This is a genomic window from Chryseobacterium culicis (assembly GCF_900108365.1).
Taxonomy (GTDB): domain Bacteria; phylum Bacteroidota; class Bacteroidia; order Flavobacteriales; family Weeksellaceae; genus Chryseobacterium; species Chryseobacterium culicis.
The window spans coordinates 176077-191822 of record NZ_FNWQ01000006.1 but is presented as its reverse complement, the minus strand read 5'-3'; the positions used below and the strand labels follow the sequence as shown (position 1 = coordinate 191822).

General features: G+C 37.8%; 14 protein-coding genes. 5 read left to right on the top strand and 9 right to left on the bottom strand.

Translation table 11 applies throughout. The features are described from left to right. Positions 1 to 51: 51 nt before the first annotated feature. Complete coding sequence (gene metK, locus BLW74_RS19050; protein ID WP_089695052.1) at positions 52 to 1332, bottom strand: methionine adenosyltransferase; 1281 nt, start codon at positions 1330 to 1332, stop codon at positions 52 to 54. Between the two features lie 237 nt (positions 1333 to 1569). Then, complete coding sequence (locus tag BLW74_RS19045; RefSeq protein WP_089695050.1) at positions 1570 to 2520, bottom strand: LysR substrate-binding domain-containing protein; 951 nt, start codon at positions 2518 to 2520, stop codon at positions 1570 to 1572. A 134-nt stretch (positions 2521 to 2654) separates the two neighbouring features. On the opposite strand from BLW74_RS19045, the gene BLW74_RS19040 reads away from it, so the two are divergent. The 5 genes from BLW74_RS19040 to BLW74_RS19020 all read left to right on the top strand — a co-directional run bounded on the left by BLW74_RS19040 (position 2655) and on the right by BLW74_RS19020 (position 6922). Then, positions 2655 to 4142, top strand: a complete 1488-nt coding sequence (locus tag BLW74_RS19040; protein ID WP_089695273.1) for a catalase — start codon at positions 2655 to 2657, stop codon at positions 4140 to 4142. 105 nt (positions 4143 to 4247) lie between these two features. Next, the gene (locus BLW74_RS19035; RefSeq protein ID WP_089695049.1) at positions 4248 to 5015 is read left to right on the top strand and encodes an enoyl-CoA hydratase/isomerase family protein; all 768 of its coding nucleotides are present in this window, start codon (positions 4248 to 4250) and stop codon (positions 5013 to 5015) included. A 54-nt stretch (positions 5016 to 5069) separates the two neighbouring features. After that, positions 5070 to 5492, top strand: coding sequence for a deoxycytidylate deaminase (locus BLW74_RS19030; RefSeq protein ID WP_053327481.1), 423 nt, complete (start codon positions 5070 to 5072; stop codon positions 5490 to 5492). 6 nt (positions 5493 to 5498) lie between these two features. Continuing rightward, positions 5499 to 6413: a site-specific tyrosine recombinase XerD gene (gene xerD / locus BLW74_RS19025; RefSeq protein WP_089695047.1), complete on the top strand. Its 915-nt coding sequence runs from the start codon at positions 5499 to 5501 to the stop codon at positions 6411 to 6413. Beyond that, positions 6410 to 6922 carry an NUDIX hydrolase gene (locus BLW74_RS19020; protein WP_089695045.1) on the top strand — a complete coding sequence of 171 codons (513 nt, stop codon included), beginning with the start codon at positions 6410 to 6412 and terminating at the stop codon, positions 6920 to 6922. Before xerD ends, BLW74_RS19020 begins: the two co-directional genes overlap by 4 nt. 92 nt (positions 6923 to 7014) lie before the next feature. On the opposite strand, the gene BLW74_RS19015 is transcribed toward BLW74_RS19020, so the two are convergent. The 7 genes from BLW74_RS19015 to BLW74_RS18985 form a co-directional block, all read right to left on the bottom strand. After that, positions 7015 to 7473: a heme-binding domain-containing protein gene (locus BLW74_RS19015; protein WP_089695043.1), complete on the bottom strand. Its 459-nt coding sequence runs from the start codon at positions 7471 to 7473 to the stop codon at positions 7015 to 7017. A 4-nt stretch (positions 7474 to 7477) separates the two neighbouring features. Further along, a complete protein-coding gene (locus tag BLW74_RS19010; RefSeq protein ID WP_089695041.1) occupies positions 7478 to 9292 on the bottom strand; it encodes an Ig-like domain-containing domain in 1815 nt (604 codons plus the stop codon). Positions 9293 to 9317: 25 nt separating this feature from the next. Continuing rightward, positions 9318 to 10580, bottom strand: coding sequence for a serine hydrolase domain-containing protein (locus BLW74_RS19005; protein ID WP_089695039.1), 1263 nt, complete (start codon positions 10578 to 10580; stop codon positions 9318 to 9320). Positions 10581 to 10781: 201 nt separating this feature from the next. Beyond that, positions 10782 to 11711 carry a 2-hydroxyacid dehydrogenase gene (locus tag BLW74_RS19000; protein ID WP_089695271.1) on the bottom strand — a complete coding sequence of 310 codons (930 nt, stop codon included), beginning with the start codon at positions 11709 to 11711 and terminating at the stop codon, positions 10782 to 10784. 152 nt (positions 11712 to 11863) lie between these two features. Next, on the bottom strand, positions 11864 to 12406 hold the full coding sequence (locus BLW74_RS18995; RefSeq protein ID WP_089695037.1) for an acyl-CoA thioesterase: 543 nt from the start codon (positions 12404 to 12406) through the stop codon (positions 11864 to 11866). Next, on the bottom strand, positions 12394 to 13146 hold the full coding sequence (locus BLW74_RS18990) for a hypothetical protein (RefSeq protein WP_089695036.1): 753 nt from the start codon (positions 13144 to 13146) through the stop codon (positions 12394 to 12396). The genes BLW74_RS18995 and BLW74_RS18990 overlap by 13 nt, the downstream gene beginning before the upstream one ends. A 234-nt stretch (positions 13147 to 13380) precedes the next feature. Continuing rightward, positions 13381 to 15498, bottom strand: coding sequence for a TonB-dependent receptor (locus BLW74_RS18985; RefSeq protein WP_089695268.1), 2118 nt, complete (start codon positions 15496 to 15498; stop codon positions 13381 to 13383). Positions 15499 to 15746: the final 248 nt, after the last annotated feature.

Here is a 15746-nt window from a genome sequence, read left to right as displayed (position 1 = left end):
ACTGCCTTATCCAGAGATAAAGCAGTTCACTTATTATGCTATAAAGAGAAATTAAATTCCAAAAGCGGTTTTAATTTCGTCTACTTTGTCCAGTTTTTCCCATGTAAAGAATTCAAGGTCTTTTAATGTAAGCTCATTTTTATGTCCTTTGTTGAATGTCTTATCTGCTACATAGTGTTCTTTCCCCATATGTCCGTAAGAAGCTGTTTCCTGATAAATAGGATTTCTCAATTGTAAGTTCTGCTCAATAGCATAAGGTCTTAAATCGAAAATCGCAGACACTTTTTTCGCAATTTCTCCGTCATGAAGATCTACTTTTGCCGTTCCGTAGGTGTTGATATATAAACCACAAGGCTCAGCTACCCCAATTGCATAAGAAACCTGTACCAAAACTTCGTCAGCTACTCCTGCAGCTACTAAATTTTTAGCAATATGTCTTGTAGCATAGGCAGCACTTCTGTCTACTTTAGAAGGATCTTTTCCGGAGAAAGCTCCTCCTCCGTGAGCGCCTTTACCACCGTAAGTGTCTACAATAATTTTTCTCCCTGTCAGACCTGTATCTCCGTGAGGCCCTCCAATTACGAATTTACCTGTAGGATTGATGTGATATTTGATCTGATCATTAAACAAAGCTTTGATTTCTTCAGTTTGCAGTGCAACAACTCTAGGCACAAGAATATTTTTGATATCCTCACGAATTTTGTTCAGCATCTCTTCTTCACTTCCGAAATCATCATGCTGGGTAGACACTACAATAGAATCAATTCTGATAGGTTTGTGATCATCAGAGTATTCAATGGTAACCTGGCTTTTTGCATCCGGGCGCAGGTAAGTGATTTCTTTATTTTCTCTTCTGATGGCAGAAAGTTCTTTAAGAATGGTATGGGCAAGATCCAATGCAAGAGGCATGTAATTAGCCGTCTCATTGGTAGCATACCCGAACATCATCCCCTGGTCTCCCGCTCCCTGTGCATTCGCTCTGGCTTCAAAAGACTCATCATTTACCGCTCTGTCAACTCCCTGGTTAATATCCGGTGACTGCTCATGGATGGCAGAAATTACTCCACAAGAATCTCCATTGAACATGTATTCACCCTTTGTATACCCAATTCCGTTGATTACTTCTCTGGCAATGGTCTGTACATCAAGATAGGCATCAGATTTTACTTCTCCTGCCAGCACCACCTGTCCGGTTGTTACAAGAGTTTCACATGCTACTTTTGAGTTTTTATCATATGCTAGAAAATGGTCGATTAATGCATCGGAGATTTGGTCGGCAATTTTATCCGGATGTCCTTCTGAAACTGATTCAGATGTAAATAAATAAGACATATAATTCTTTTGTTTTTAAAGATTTAAAAAATAGTTTTTGCGAAAAATATGAATGAAATTGCCCAGAAAAAAGAATACTGTTTTAGCATTTTTTTATAGAGGTTGCAATCAGGTCAAATTTTTCCTCGCGATAAACGTCAGCAAATTTAAGTACTATTTTCGTAATACTCAAAAATTTTGTTTATTAATTATAATTTTATTTAAATTGATGATTTCTATCACTTTAAAGCATTTTCATTATTGAGGCTTAATGCTTACAAATTCCTTCGGACTTTCGTGATAATTCAATTTAAGTTCCAAAGAATTTTTGATTGAATGTGACAATTCATCAATAATTTTTTGCTTGAATGTTGGTTTATAGTAAATAATACTGATTTCTCGATAAGGGAACGGTTTTTTGAATCTGAAAACATTTTTCTTCTGTTCTTCGGAAAGCTGGCTCAGTGCCAATTCAGGCAGAATACTGATTCCTCCCACCTTATCCACCATGTGGACCAAGGTCTGGATATTGGAAGCCAGGAAGTCTAAATTTTTAGGCTTCAAAGTATTTTCTTTCAGATGGCAGATATTTTCAAACTGATTTCTGAGACAGTTTCCTTCTTCAAGCAGCCATACTTTTTCTACATTCAGATCTTCCGGAATGATATAAGAATTCTTTTTGTTGGCTTCTGTATTGGAACTGTAAATCATCAGCTCTTCGTTGAAAAGGAAATCCTGGTAAAACTCGTCCGCAGTATCATAAGGCGTTGAGATAATTCCTGCATCCAGTTCACCAGCTTTTAAAGCTTTAATAATATTATCAGTGGTCATTTCTTTTACATTCATCTGAATTTTCGGATTGTCTTCAAGGAATTTGAAAATTTCCGTGGGCAGGATGAAAGAAGAAACTGTAGGAATAATCCCGAGATTGATGGTTCCTCCTAAAATGTTATTCAAAAGATTCGCTTTGTTTTTCAGCTCATTCACAGACTCTATAATCACCTTAGCCTGATCAATAATCTGAAGACCTACATCCGTGGTACGAATCGGATGGGTAGTTCTGTCGAACACCTTCACATCCAGTTCATCCTCAAATTTCTGTATCATGGCACTTAACGTAGGTTGGGTAATAAAACACGCCTGAGCGGCCTTACCAAAATGTTTATACTTATCAACAGCGATAAGATACTCCAGTTGCTGAATGTTCATTTGATTAATATTATCTATTACAAAGATATAACGTTTTTGCTATTAGCAATTAAAAATTCAAGTAAATTTGATAATCATTACCTTTACACTTGGATTTAGAAAAAGAAAAACATTTATACAAATCATTAATAGATATGGATTCTAAAAAATTAACGTTAAGTAACGGCGCACCTTATTATGAGCATCAGGATTCACAGACGGTAGGACCAAGAGGCCCGGTATTGCTGCAGGACTTTATTCTTCAGGAAAACCTTGCTCATTTCGTTAGGGAAAGAATTCCTGAAAGAATTGTGCATGCCAAAGGTAGCGGCGCTTACGGAACTTTTACTGTAACGCATGACATCAGCCAGTACACGAAAGCGAAACTGTTTTCAAAAGTTGGAAACTCGTGCAGAATGTTTGCAAGATTTTCTACAGTCGGGGGTGAAAAAGGAAGTGCAGATACGGCAAGAGACCCAAGAGGTTTTGCCTTAAAATTTTATACAGAAGACGGAAACTGGGATCTTGTAGGTAACAATACTCCGGTCTTCTTTATTAAAGATGCCAAAAAATTCCCGGATTTCATTCATACTCAAAAAAGAGTTCCTAAAACCAATTTAAAGAGTGCCACCATGATGTGGGATTTCTGGAGCTTAAATCCGGAATCGCTCCATCAGGTGCTAATATTAATGTCAGACAGAGGAACTCCATACGGCTACAGACACATGCATGGCTTCGGGTCTCATACGTTCTCTATGATCAATGATAAAAACGAAAGAGTTTGGGTAAAGTTCCACTTCAAGACAAAACAGGGTGTAAAAAACTTCACGGATGAGGAAGCCGTAAAAATGGCCGGAGAAAACCCGGATTTTGCACAGGAAGACCTTTGCAATGCAATTGAAAAAGGAGATTTCCCGAAATGGACCTTATATATCCAGGTAATGACCGAGGAGCAGGCAAAAGATTTCAGATGGAATCCTTTTGACGTAACTAAAGTATGGTTCCATGATGACTTCCCTTTGATTGAAGTAGGAGAAATGGAACTGAACGAAGTACCTGTCAACTATTTTGCCCATGTGGAACAGTCTGCTTTCTCACCAAGCAGCCTGATTAACGGAATCAGCTTCTCGCCGGACAAAATGCTGCAGGGAAGGCTTTTCTCTTATCCTGATGCCCATCGATACAGAGTGGGTGTTAACGCTCATCAGCTGGAAGTAAACAGATGCCCTTTTGCAGTGAACAACTACCAGAGAGACGGATTTATGGCTGACTCAAGCTATTATCAGGATAAGCCTAATTATCATCCGAACAGCTTTGATGATATTAAAGCAGATGCTGATTATAAAAGCTTTGAGTATGAATTAGACAGCGCCCACGTAGCAAGCTACAACAGAAATGATAATGACAGCGATCACTATACACAGCCGGGACTGCTTTATTCAAAAGCAATGAATGCTGAAGACAGGGATCATCTTGTAAAAAATATTGTCGGAAGCATGAAAGGGATTGACGGACCTAAAAGAGACGAAATTATCAACCGTCAGCTTTGTCATTTTTTCAGAGCCAATATTGAGCTTGGCATGAAAGTGGCTTCTCAGCTAAATGTCAATATTGATGCAAATATGATGAATCATTCCAAATAATCATATTGAACGATAAATTAAAAAAAAGGAAAAAAAAATAATATTTTTTCCTTTTTTTTGTAAAAAATTCATAATTTGCAAAGGATGATATTTTAAAGTGGAAAAATGAGTTACGAGAACATATTATTAAAAAAAGAAGATAAATTATCTATCATTACCATAAATAGACCTGAAAGTTTAAATGCATTAAACGCAAAAACCATTCAGGAAATCAGTACCGCACTGGATGAGCTTAATGACGACAGGACATGCAGGGTAATTATCCTTACCGGAAGTGGAGAAAAATCTTTCGTAGCGGGAGCTGACATAAAAGAATTCAGTGATTTCGGACAGGAAAAAGCTGAAGAGCTTGCAAGAAACGGACACCATATATTGTTCAATAAAATTGAAAACATGTCTAAACCTGTCATTGCAGCGGTAAACGGCTTTGCACTGGGAGGAGGTTTGGAGCTTGCTATGGCATGCCACATCAGATACGCATCGGAAAACGCCAGATTGGGGCTTCCTGAAGTTACTCTTGGATTAATCCCGGGATACGGAGGAACTCAAAGGCTTCCTAAGCTTGTAGGAAAAGGTATTGCCAACGAAATGATCTTCTCTGCTAAAATGATCCCTGCTCAAAAGGCAAAAGAGATCGGACTGGTAAATGAAGTATACCCTATAGAAGAATTATTAACCAAAACGAAAGAATTAGCAAATACAATTGCCTACAACTCACCAATGGCAATATCAAAGGCTATTAATGCTGTGAATTTATCTGACACGGAGAAAGGTTTTGAAACTGAAATAAAATATTTCGGTGAACTTTTTGACATGGAGGATAAGAAAGAAGGAGTTACTGCGTTTCTAGAGAAGAGAAAGCCTAACTTCTAGATCTTTCTACAAGATTTTAATCCAAATTATTTCGAAAAAAAACAATGCTGCGGTATGAATAAGTTTGATAAAGCTTATCTAAAAATGGCTCAGGAATGGGCAAAACTCTCCTACTGTAAGAGAAAACAGGTGGGAGCTCTTATCGTAAAAGATAGGATGATTATTTCAGATGGTTACAACGGGACTCCTTCGGGATTCGAAAACTGCTGTGAAGATGAAGAGGGAAAAACACACTGGTACGTATTGCATGCGGAAGCCAATGCTATCTTAAAGCTGGCCGCTTCCACTCAATCTGCAAAAGGAGCAACGTTATACTTAACGCTGTCTCCCTGTAAAGAATGCAGCAAGCTGATTTTGCAGGCAGGAATTGCGAGACTGGTGTACATTAATGAGTATTCGGATGACGATGGAATATCGTTCCTGAGAAACCATAACATTGAAATAGAACAAATATCGGACTGTGAACTAAAAAAATAAGCACAAATGACTTGGGATGAAAAGATCAAAGATTTTGAAATATTTCTTCGCTTCGAACGAAATTTTTCAGAAAACACACTCGACGCCTATGTTCGGGACATTAAGAAATTAAAAGATTACGCAGAAGAAGATCTGGCAAATGTCGGTCCAGATTCTATCGGTTACGAAAACCTGCAGGAATACATTTTCAATCTTTCCAAACAGAAATTCAGTGAGAGATCACAGGCAAGGTGGATATCTTCCATTAAAGCTTTTTTCAAATTTCTAATGGAGGATGAATATCGTGAAGACAATCCTGCGGCGTTACTTGAAGGCCCTAAACTGGGATTATATCTTCCTGATACCCTAAGCCTGCCTGATATCAACAAAATTATTGCTGCTATTGAGGTCAATACAGATCTCGGAAAAAGAAACCACTGCATCATAGAGGTACTTTATGGATGCGGGCTCCGCGTTTCTGAACTGATTGATCTGAAGATCTCCAATATCAACTTTAAAGAGCAATACATTAAGGTACACGGAAAAGGGAATAAAACCCGTTTTGTTCCTTTGGCCGATTATACTGCTGATTTGCTGGAAAGTTATATCAAAGAGGTGCGCTCTAAAGGTAAAATCAATAAAAAATATGAAGATACCCTGTTTTTGAACAGCCGTGGAACTTCGATGTCCAGAGTAATCGTATTTCTTATTATTAAAGAACTTACAGATAAAGCAGGGGTTAACAAAAAAATATCTCCTCACACCTTCAGACATTCTTTTGCTACGCATTTGTTACAGAATGGAGCAGATTTGCGTTATATTCAGGAAATGCTGGGACATTCCAGCATTACAACAACGGAAATCTATACCCATCTGAAAACTGAAGAATTAAGGGATGTTATTTTGAGTTATCACCCGAGAAATATTAATATTACTCAATGAAACTATTGAAATATTGCCCAAGCTGCGGCAAAGAGTCCTTACAATGGGATGGCGAAAAAAAATGGAGCTGTCCGGAATGTGGTTTTACCCTGTATAATAATGTGGCAGGCGCTGTAGCGGTTGTCATCAGATGCGGCGACGAAATTTATCTTACCCGAAGAAACAGAGATCCCCAAAAAGGAAAGCTCGATCTTGCCGGAGGATTTGTGGATCCCAAAGAAAGTGCAGAAGAAACCTGTAAAAGAGAACTTTTTGAAGAGCTTCAGCTTGATATCAATATTTCTAACCTGAAATATCTTAGCAGCCTTCCGAACATCTATCAGTACAAAGAGATTGATTATAATACCATTGATCTTTTTTATGAATACCGTGTTTCGGAAAAGTTTGAGGTAAATCTTGAGATCTCAGAGATTTCAGAGGCAGTCTGGATTTCTTTGCAGGAGGTAAATCTGGATGATATTGCTTTTGATTCTCAGAAGAGATTTTTCGAGAATTATTTAAAGAAATAATTTTTGTAACATATGCTCCCGCAGATTTTACAGACAGTGTCAGCAATGGCTGCTATGTTTGTAAAATCTGCGGGAGTTTTTTTATGAGTAAATTAATACGTTTTAGTCTTTAGCATTTCTTCAAAATACCGGATCAGCAATGCTCTTTCCGCTTCCGAAAGATTGGCTTCTTTGTGATATACAATATAACCGGGCATTGGCATGGTTTTACTTTGGATGGTCTGAATAGATTTTGAAAGCATGTTCTCTTTCAGATCTTTATTATAGGTTTCCCAGACAGAAAAGTTAATATGTTCCCTGCCTTCATTCACGTGGCTTTTTACAGACCAGGAAACAGGTGCAATAAAGGCATACTTGGGATAGACTGTTTCATTGGAATGACAGTCATAGCATGCGTTTTTAAGCAGTATTGTAATCTTTTCGGGTGTTTTCCGGGCACTGACAAAATTCTTTGCAGCATCAACAGGCTGATTGGTTCTGTCAACAGGAAAGAACTGAATCAGGACAAAACCCACCAATATCCAGAATATCACTTTTTTAGCCGTCTTCATATTTCTACTTTGCCGGTGTCAGAACTGCGTTACCGGATTTAAATTCTTTTTTCAGCTTGGGCTGTACTGTAGTAGTTGTAGTTGATGCAGACGCCGGCGTTTCAGGTACTGAAGATGGAGCAGAAGTTGAAGCCGGTGCGGCCGGAGTTTCTGTTGTAGATTTAGGACTATCAAGGGTTCTGGTATCTTTCAGATCCCATTCTTCTCTTGTTTCCCATAATCCTCTTACGATCACTTTTTTGTGGAAAATATAGGCATCTTCAGCAAATACGTCATTAGCGAAATCTGCTTCATCCCAATATTTGTTTCCATTATTATCTACCAGAATGCGCACAATATACTCGCCCGGTTTTAGGATATCAAACTTTACTTTGTCTCCGGTAAGGTATTTCTGATACGCAATTTTATCCGAAGAATCGATCATTTGAATCCAGTAGCTGGCAGCCGGAGCATTTGATATAGAGAATTCAACGCTTCCAAACTGGTCTATTTTAGCTACATCAAAATCAAAACGTTTCGACTGCGTATTTTTTGCATAGAATGAGGACACCGTTTCTTTAGGAACAGTAAGCTCATAGCTTTTTCCCATTGTAAAGTCTGACTGAACATGGATCTGGTAAGGATTCGTTTCCGATATTTTAGCCGTAAACGGTAAGGTTGTTAAGCTGTCCCCTTTAGCCCTCAACGTCCATTTTGAAGGATCAATTTTATCAATAATATAATTGGAAGCAAGCTTTAGGTCTGCCTTTGGAGCAATTGAAGTTCCGTCATTATCACTGAACACATCCATCGTATTCTTTTTATTGTATTTATAGAATAAGGAGACACTATAAGCGCTGTCTTTTTTTGGACCTTTATCATGGGTGAACACAAGCTTTTCATTAGCGGTCTGCCCTATATCATCTTTCACTGCATCAAACCAGATTCTTACAGAGTCAGACTTAGGATTGTGTGTAATTTTAATATCTTTTAATTTTTCATTCAAAGACTGAACTTTCACTTCTTCTGGATTCCCTTCAAATGTCATCAAGATACCACCGGCAATTTCTTTCATCTCTACATACTTCACTGCCTTTCTGGAAGGATAGACCTTTAAATTCAGCCCTGAAATAGATTTTTCGAGATTGATGGGGTCTTTTTGAAAGCCTACCTTCTCTTTTCCAGGGTCGTACATAGAGTTCCCGTTCTCATCATCAAACGCAATGATTTTATATTTACCTGGAGTAAGATAGTTTAATTCATAATATCCGTCTTCATCTACTTTGGTAATATAATAAGGTTTTTTCTTGTAGTCCATTGTATCTTTTACCTGGTACAATCCTACTACAAGTTTATTTTCTGTGGTTGTTGCGGCTTTCTTTTTAGTATCCAGCGCATCTTTTACTTCACCACTGATATAAAGATCATCCAGTTTGTCTCCTGTAGAAAATGCAAAATTGAAATACCTTAATATATTAGACTCGTTATTATCTACAATAGAGTTTCCGAAGTTGAAATTATAGGTGGTATTCGCCTGCAGGGTATCCTTCCATTGAATCAATATAAATTTATTGGCTATGTTGGAAGGTAGAATCCTTGTGATATTCTTAATAGGAGGTGAAATGATCAGATTTTTATTGATGTCCTTCAGTGTAACATACTCATCAAAATCCAGGCGGAGTTCGTGAATATCTTTTTTAACATTAATTCTTGTAGTATCAATGTTTGAGCTTAAAAACCTTGGGGCCAATGTATCTTTAGGCCCTCCTACAGGAGATCCTACTCTCGCACAAGAATGTACAAGAAAACAGATGACGCATAATATAAGAAACCTTTTCATGAAAATGTTTAAGCAAAAGTAAACATTATTCTCCAAAAACTTCCTGTCCGGAATTCAAACTATCCTTATTATCATTCATTACTGTATGAAGCTTATCTTTCTGTAAAGGAAAATCTTCGAATAATCCTGATAATGCAAGGGCTGTATATACTTTGTTGGAATATTTGTTTCCAATGGCAACAATAGTGACCTTGGATTTTAAAAGGTGTGCAAATACGGAGTTTGTACCGTGCCACCATCCGTTATGGTAAGTCAGTTTTTCTCCGTTATCAAATATTTTCATTCTAAAACCCAGCCCATAATTATTCATTCCTGCCTTTTCATTGCTGTAAGGAGTGAAAACCATCTGCATCAATTCGGGTTTCAGGAAATTTTTAGAAAACATTGCTTTTGAGAAATTGTACAAATCTCTTGGGGTAGTGTACACATTTTTATCTCCGTAAATAAGATCCAGCCTGTCTAAAGGATACAGCTTGTTTCCTCCATAATAAAATGACTGTGACGCTGTAGGAATATCTTTTTCCTGGAAGATGTAAGTATTATTCATTTTCAGCGGCGTGAAAACCATTTCTTTCATTGCCTGAGGAAAAGGGGTCTTTGTTACTTTTTCAATCAATAAAGCCAGCAGGGCAAAATTTGTATTACAATACATAAATCCTGTATCCGTATCTCTTGCCAGCTCAGGTTTGTATTTGATAAGCATATTCAACACATCCTCATTGGTGATAAACTGCTTGGAAAGTTCTGCCGGTGCAGGTTGTATTTTGGTGATAAAATATTCGTATTTCGGGAGACCGCTTCTCTGATCCAATAAAGTCTGAACGGTAACGTTAGGATAAGGAAATCCGGGAAAAAACTGAGTAAGATGATCAGTAAGTTTTATCTTTCCGGCTTCAATCAGCTTCATCATTGCCATAGCCGTTAAAGTTTTTGAAACTGAAGCTACATGCAGCGGTGTATTCTTATCAATCGGCATCTGATTGCCTTCTCTTCCGAATCCCCTGTAATTTTCATATAGGATTTCATCTCCTTTGGCGACCAGAATTCCGCCGCTAAGATTACCACCTTCCCAAATTTTCTTATAATACTGATCTATATAACTTACTGTGGTTTGTCTGTTTATAAGATGTCCGTCACCTTTTGTAAAGATATCTCCAAAGTCTACACTTCCGTAGTTAGGAAGATGAGTGGTATTTTCAGCAGAAACCTCTTTAGTTTCAGCCTTTTTTTTACAGGAAAATGTGGATAAAAGAACAGTTAAGATAAGTACAAAATTACGCGTCGTCATGAGATTCAAAATGAGCGGCAATTTAATAAAACTCGAAAATAAATAATAAATAAGAACCGGATATTATGAATTATTTAACACAAATAGGAGGAAAAGCAAAATTTTGAATAGTGCAGCTCAGTAAAATATACCATCGGAAAAAGGCAAGGAAGCCAATAAGTACATTTTACAATTGGCTGCTTTACCCTTATTCTTTACAACTTAGCAATAAGATGCTGCAATTTTATCTACAATAAACTGAGCCAGTTTTTCTTTACTCTGATGGGTCCATCCTGCAATATGGGGGGTGACAATCGTTTTTTCAGATTCAAGAAGGTATTTCAAATCTTCATTTTCGGATTCAATATTCTCGAAGGAGGATTTTTCATATTCCAATACATCCAGGCAGGCACCCTTCACTTTTCCTGACCGCAGGGCTTCCACTAAACTTTTAGTTTTCACATTTTTCCCTCTTGCCGTATTCACGAAATAAAAATCGTTTTTCATTTCTGCAATGAATGTTTCATCAATAAGATAATGAGTTTCTGACGTTAAAGGAATGTGCAGGCTCAGCACTTCAGCTGATTGTTTTAATTCTTCTAAGGAAACCTGCGTAGCATATTCATCTGAAAGATCCGGAAGTATATCATGAAATATCACCTTGCAGCCGAATCCTGAAAGTCTTTTCGCAGTAGCTTTTCCCATATTTCCATATCCGATAAGCCCTACCGTTTTTCCTAAGAGCTCATCTCCTCTGTTTTCTTCACGCTTCCAGATCCCGTCTTTCACTTCCTGAGAAGCAATAAAAAGTCTGTTCATGATCACCAGCAGCATTCCGACTACATGCTCCGCCACAGAATCTCTGTTTCCTTCCGGAGAATTGATCAGCTGAATTCCCAGCTTTTCTGCAACAGGAATGTCAATATTTTCCATCCCTGCACCTACCCTTGCAATAAATTTCAGGTTTTTACCTTTTTCCAGAAAGTTTTTGTCTAACGGAATCCGGCTTCTGATAATAATTCCGTCGTAATTCTCAATTTTATTGCAAACCTCATCATAAGACGATATAAAATCCTCTTCCAAAATAAAATTCTGAGCCAAAAGCTGTTCAGTGATAAGAGGATGATTTTTATCTAAAAGAAGTATCTTCATTGTATTCATAATTTTAGAGATAGGAACACAGTCCTAAATGATTATAATTTTATTCTACCGCAAATTTCCGAAAAAATAAATGCTTTTAAGCTCGCAAAGGCGTTAGCACTCAGCAAAGTTTAAAAGCATTTGTTATTACTAAAGTATAAATACTATTTCTTTTCTTTCTTAGACTCCTGCGGTTCCTGGAAAAGCTTTTTAAGCTCTACAGACTCCAAAGGCTTCATTCTTCCGGAAAGAATTAATGACAATTCTTTTCTACGGAAGGCTGCAGCAAATCTTTCTTTTTCTTCATCTGTTTCAGGAATCATTTCCGGAATAGGAATAGGACGGTTAAACTCATCTACAGCAACGAAGGTATAAATACCTGCATTCGTGTGGACTTTCTTCTGATTGATAGGATCATCCAACCATACATCTACATACACTTCCATAGAAGTAGAGAATGCTCTGGAAACTTTGGACTCCAGTACCACTACTCCGCCTTCCGGGATCGGGTGATTGAAAGATACGTGGTTTACGGATGCGGTTACGACTCTTCTTTCGCAGTGTCTAGCTGCTGAAATAGACGCGCAACGGTCCATTTTTGCTAAAAGTTCACCACCGAAAAGGTTTCTTAATGAGTTGGTTTCGTTCGGAAGAACGATATTGGTCATAATAGTCAGAGATTCTGACGCTTTTTTTATTTTTGCCATTTAGTCTTAGTATTGTTTGGAGCAGCCGGGACAGGTTGTGTTGCTTTTCCGGCAGGTTTTACGAGTGAATCTTTTTTCAAAGAATCCGAAACTGCAGTTTCAGGAGTGTGAACCATCATTTTAACGGTATCTTTTGCGATTCTGTGGGTAGAAGTTTGTACAGAAACTTTACTGAAAGACTTCTTACCAAAAAGCAGTTCCTGCTGGGTAAACGTGAGATATAAAATTCCCAGAACCGGAATAATCAAAAGGAAAACCCAGAGAATTGTTTTTTTGAATTTAAAATCCTTTTCGCGGTTTACTGTAGCATTCACCTTTTCTCCATTGTTGATATCTGAAAGTCTGATTTCTTCCAATCCGTAAAAGTCCGGACGTCCGGATTCTATTCTTTTCCCCTTGAAATGGGTATGCCCGTCTTCTATGAAGACTGTTCCAAGGTTTTGAATTTCAAGAACCTGCTCAGCCTGAAGTTTTTTCTTCCAAAAATCAGTCTGGATCTTCAGATCACTTCTTGAAGCTTCCAGAGACATCTGTTTCTGTTGCGCAATAAAAACCGTAAGATCTTCTGCCCGCACCTCGTAGTCTATCGTAAATTCGATCTGACTTGCCGGAGGCAGGATACTCCCGTTTTCGGAATTGATAATAGCCTTAGAATTTTTCAGTGAAAACACTCCAAAGCCTGGAACTGTGGCAGTTCCAAATTGTTTTAAATATTCTAAAATGTATGCTGAAATATTCATTTGGCAGCAAATTTATAACTTTTTCGTGACTTTTTGTAATATTTAACGGATATAAAAAAGACTGCCGGAGCAGCCTTTGATTATTATGTAATAAAACAGGAATACTGTTATTTAAACTTTCTTTTTTTAGGCTTATGAATTGTTTGAAGAGGGTAAAACTGCTAAAAATGCGTAATGTCAATTTATAAATTACCTTTCATAAGAACTATTTTCGACGGCTTTACCCCTTGCGGGTTACTGAATTTTCCAGCTGATTCCAAACATTAAATTGGTTCCGGCCTGCGAAAAATAATACGGCTGCCCTTCATAAACAGAACCATTATTCACATATTTTTTGTTGAAAAGGTTATTTACCAGCAGTTTTAACGCAATTTCATTATTGGCAATTTTAAACTGGTACTGAGCATTAAAATCCGTCAGGAAATAGTCCTTAAGCTGCAGATTGGCATCTTCCGTATTGTCCAGGTATTGCTTTCCGACATACTGATTCATTAGTACAAACTGGAAATTCCTGGTAGGGCTGAACTTCACGCTTACATTAGAAATAACGTTCGGAGAAAATGAAATCTGGGTATTTCCAAGGCTCTGAGGAACATCCCCGTTTTGGATATTGAAGTCCTGATTTCTGTTCTGGCTTAAGGTTACATTCCCTGAAATCTCCCACTGTCTGGATATTTTTGCCAAAGCGCCAACTTCCACACCTCTTCTGTAGCTTTTTCCTGAGTTGGTTCTGATAAACGCTCCCACATTATTAAGTTCTCCGTTCAAGACCAGCTGATTCACGTAATACATATAGTACATATTGGCAGTAAATGATACGATCCCGAATTGTTTTTCAAAGCCAGCTTCAAAGTCATGAAGTTTTTCAGCTTTCACCTCATTATTGGCCATCAGATCATCTCTGTTCGGCTCACGGTGCGCATGTGCATATGATAAGAATACTTTCCCGCCTTCAATTCTGTAATTCACACCGGCTTTGGGATTAAAGAACAGCCAGTTTTTGCTTAAATCTGCTCCTTCACCATCACCTGCCATTAGGATTTTGGTATTGTAATTGATTTTTCTAAGCTGCAAATCTCCAAAAAATTCAAAATTATCCACTCTTAGTAAAGCTTTTGCAAAACCGGATACTTCATTCTTCACTGAGCGGTTTCTGTAATACTCACTTTCATCAATCTGAGGAAAAAATACCCCGGTCACATTTCCGTAATGTCTTCCGTAATACTGATTGGCTACAGCCCCAAAATTCAGATCCAGGTTTTCAAACTTTCCGTACAATGTAGAAACTACTCCATAGAAATCGTTATTCAGCCATTTTTTCCTGATGAAGTCTGAAGATTTTATAATCTGTCCGCCTTCTGTTATATCCGGCAGATTATATCTTGAAAAGGGATCTCCCTGCTTATAATTTTCGTAATACCCTCTTCCTTTTGTATAATGAACTGTAGTTTCCAGATTCCAGCGGTCACTGAATTTCTGCTCCCACAGTAACTGATAATGGTTTTGTCTGTAATTATCCGTTTCATTGTCATAGAAGCTTATGATTTTCTCCCAGTTAGCATCGTATATTGCTCCGGAAATATTAAATTTTGGATCAGTTTCCCAGGTTTTACGGTCAATCCCATTCCATGCCTGATAGGTTTTTTCTTTTCCTCCGAAAGCCATCAGACGTATTTTCGTATTTCCTTCTTCAAATAAAGCGGTGAAATTATAAGAATGTAAATTGGAGGAAGCCCTGTCGATATATCCGTCAGAATGAATATTCGTATATCTACCCATTACAGAAAGACGGTTTTTCCAAAACTTACCGGAACCTATTTCGGCTGAATATTTATACGTATTAAATGATCCATAGCTGTCATCTGTTTTAAAATAAAACTTTTCTTCCGGGTCTTTTGAAAGCACATTGATGCTTGCCCCGAAAGCAGAAACTCCATTGTTGGAAGTTCCCACCCCCCTCTGAATCACAATCTGTGAAGCAGAACTTGTTAGATCCGGAACATTGACAAAAAAAGTACCTTGGCTTTCGGAATCATTGTATGGAACACCGTTCATCATCACATTAATGGCAGAACCGGAAACTCCACGAATTCTAAAACCAGTATATCCTACCCCGTTTCCCGCATCTGAGGTGGAGATAACAGAGGTTTGATTTTTTAAAAGAATAGGAAGATCCTGGCCCAGATTTTTCCCGTCCAAATCTTTCTGCACATTGATGATTTCCTTAGCTACCGGAAGTCTTTTGGTAAAGTTGACGGCTTCTATCTCTCTGATCTTCAGAGAATCCGTATTCTGAGCCTGCATAAAAGCTGCCGCACCTATGCTAAGTCCTAAAAAAAATAATCCTTTCATTCTATAAATATTTGACATTTACTGAATAAAAGGGGCGATTATGAGGTAATTGACAAATGATCACTGATGCCTGATGATCATTTAACACTAATCATCTGTCAACTATTTAAATGGTTCCCTAAACAGCATTACCTGTTCCAGGTTCATTGGGTATAATCTCAGCCTGTTAAAGCACCCCTTTATTTCAGCCGCAAAATTACAAAAAATATATGAATTGAATTGGGGCTGCGGGATGCAGAATATGTTTG

Coding starts and splice junctions, on each gene's coding strand:
- metK (WP_089695052.1), bottom strand. CDS start 1,332: ATGTCTTATTTATTTACATCTGAATCAGTTTCAGAAGGACATCCGGAT.
- BLW74_RS19045 (WP_089695050.1), bottom strand. CDS start 2,520: ATGAACATTCAGCAACTGGAGTATCTTATCGCTGTTGATAAGTATAAA.
- BLW74_RS19040 (WP_089695273.1), top strand. CDS start 2,655: ATGGATTCTAAAAAATTAACGTTAAGTAACGGCGCACCTTATTATGAG.
- BLW74_RS19035 (WP_089695049.1), top strand. CDS start 4,248: ATGAGTTACGAGAACATATTATTAAAAAAAGAAGATAAATTATCTATC.
- BLW74_RS19030 (WP_053327481.1), top strand. CDS start 5,070: ATGAATAAGTTTGATAAAGCTTATCTAAAAATGGCTCAGGAATGGGCA.
- xerD (WP_089695047.1), top strand. CDS start 5,499: ATGACTTGGGATGAAAAGATCAAAGATTTTGAAATATTTCTTCGCTTC.
- BLW74_RS19020 (WP_089695045.1), top strand. CDS start 6,410: ATGAAACTATTGAAATATTGCCCAAGCTGCGGCAAAGAGTCCTTACAA.
- BLW74_RS19015 (WP_089695043.1), bottom strand. CDS start 7,473: ATGAAGACGGCTAAAAAAGTGATATTCTGGATATTGGTGGGTTTTGTC.
- BLW74_RS19010 (WP_089695041.1), bottom strand. CDS start 9,292: ATGAAAAGGTTTCTTATATTATGCGTCATCTGTTTTCTTGTACATTCT.
- BLW74_RS19005 (WP_089695039.1), bottom strand. CDS start 10,580: ATGACGACGCGTAATTTTGTACTTATCTTAACTGTTCTTTTATCCACA.
- BLW74_RS19000 (WP_089695271.1), bottom strand. CDS start 11,711: ATGAAGATACTTCTTTTAGATAAAAATCATCCTCTTATCACTGAACAG.
- BLW74_RS18995 (WP_089695037.1), bottom strand. CDS start 12,406: ATGGCAAAAATAAAAAAAGCGTCAGAATCTCTGACTATTATGACCAAT.
- BLW74_RS18990 (WP_089695036.1), bottom strand. CDS start 13,146: ATGAATATTTCAGCATACATTTTAGAATATTTAAAACAATTTGGAACT.
- BLW74_RS18985 (WP_089695268.1), bottom strand. CDS start 15,498: ATGAAAGGATTATTTTTTTTAGGACTTAGCATAGGTGCGGCAGCTTTT.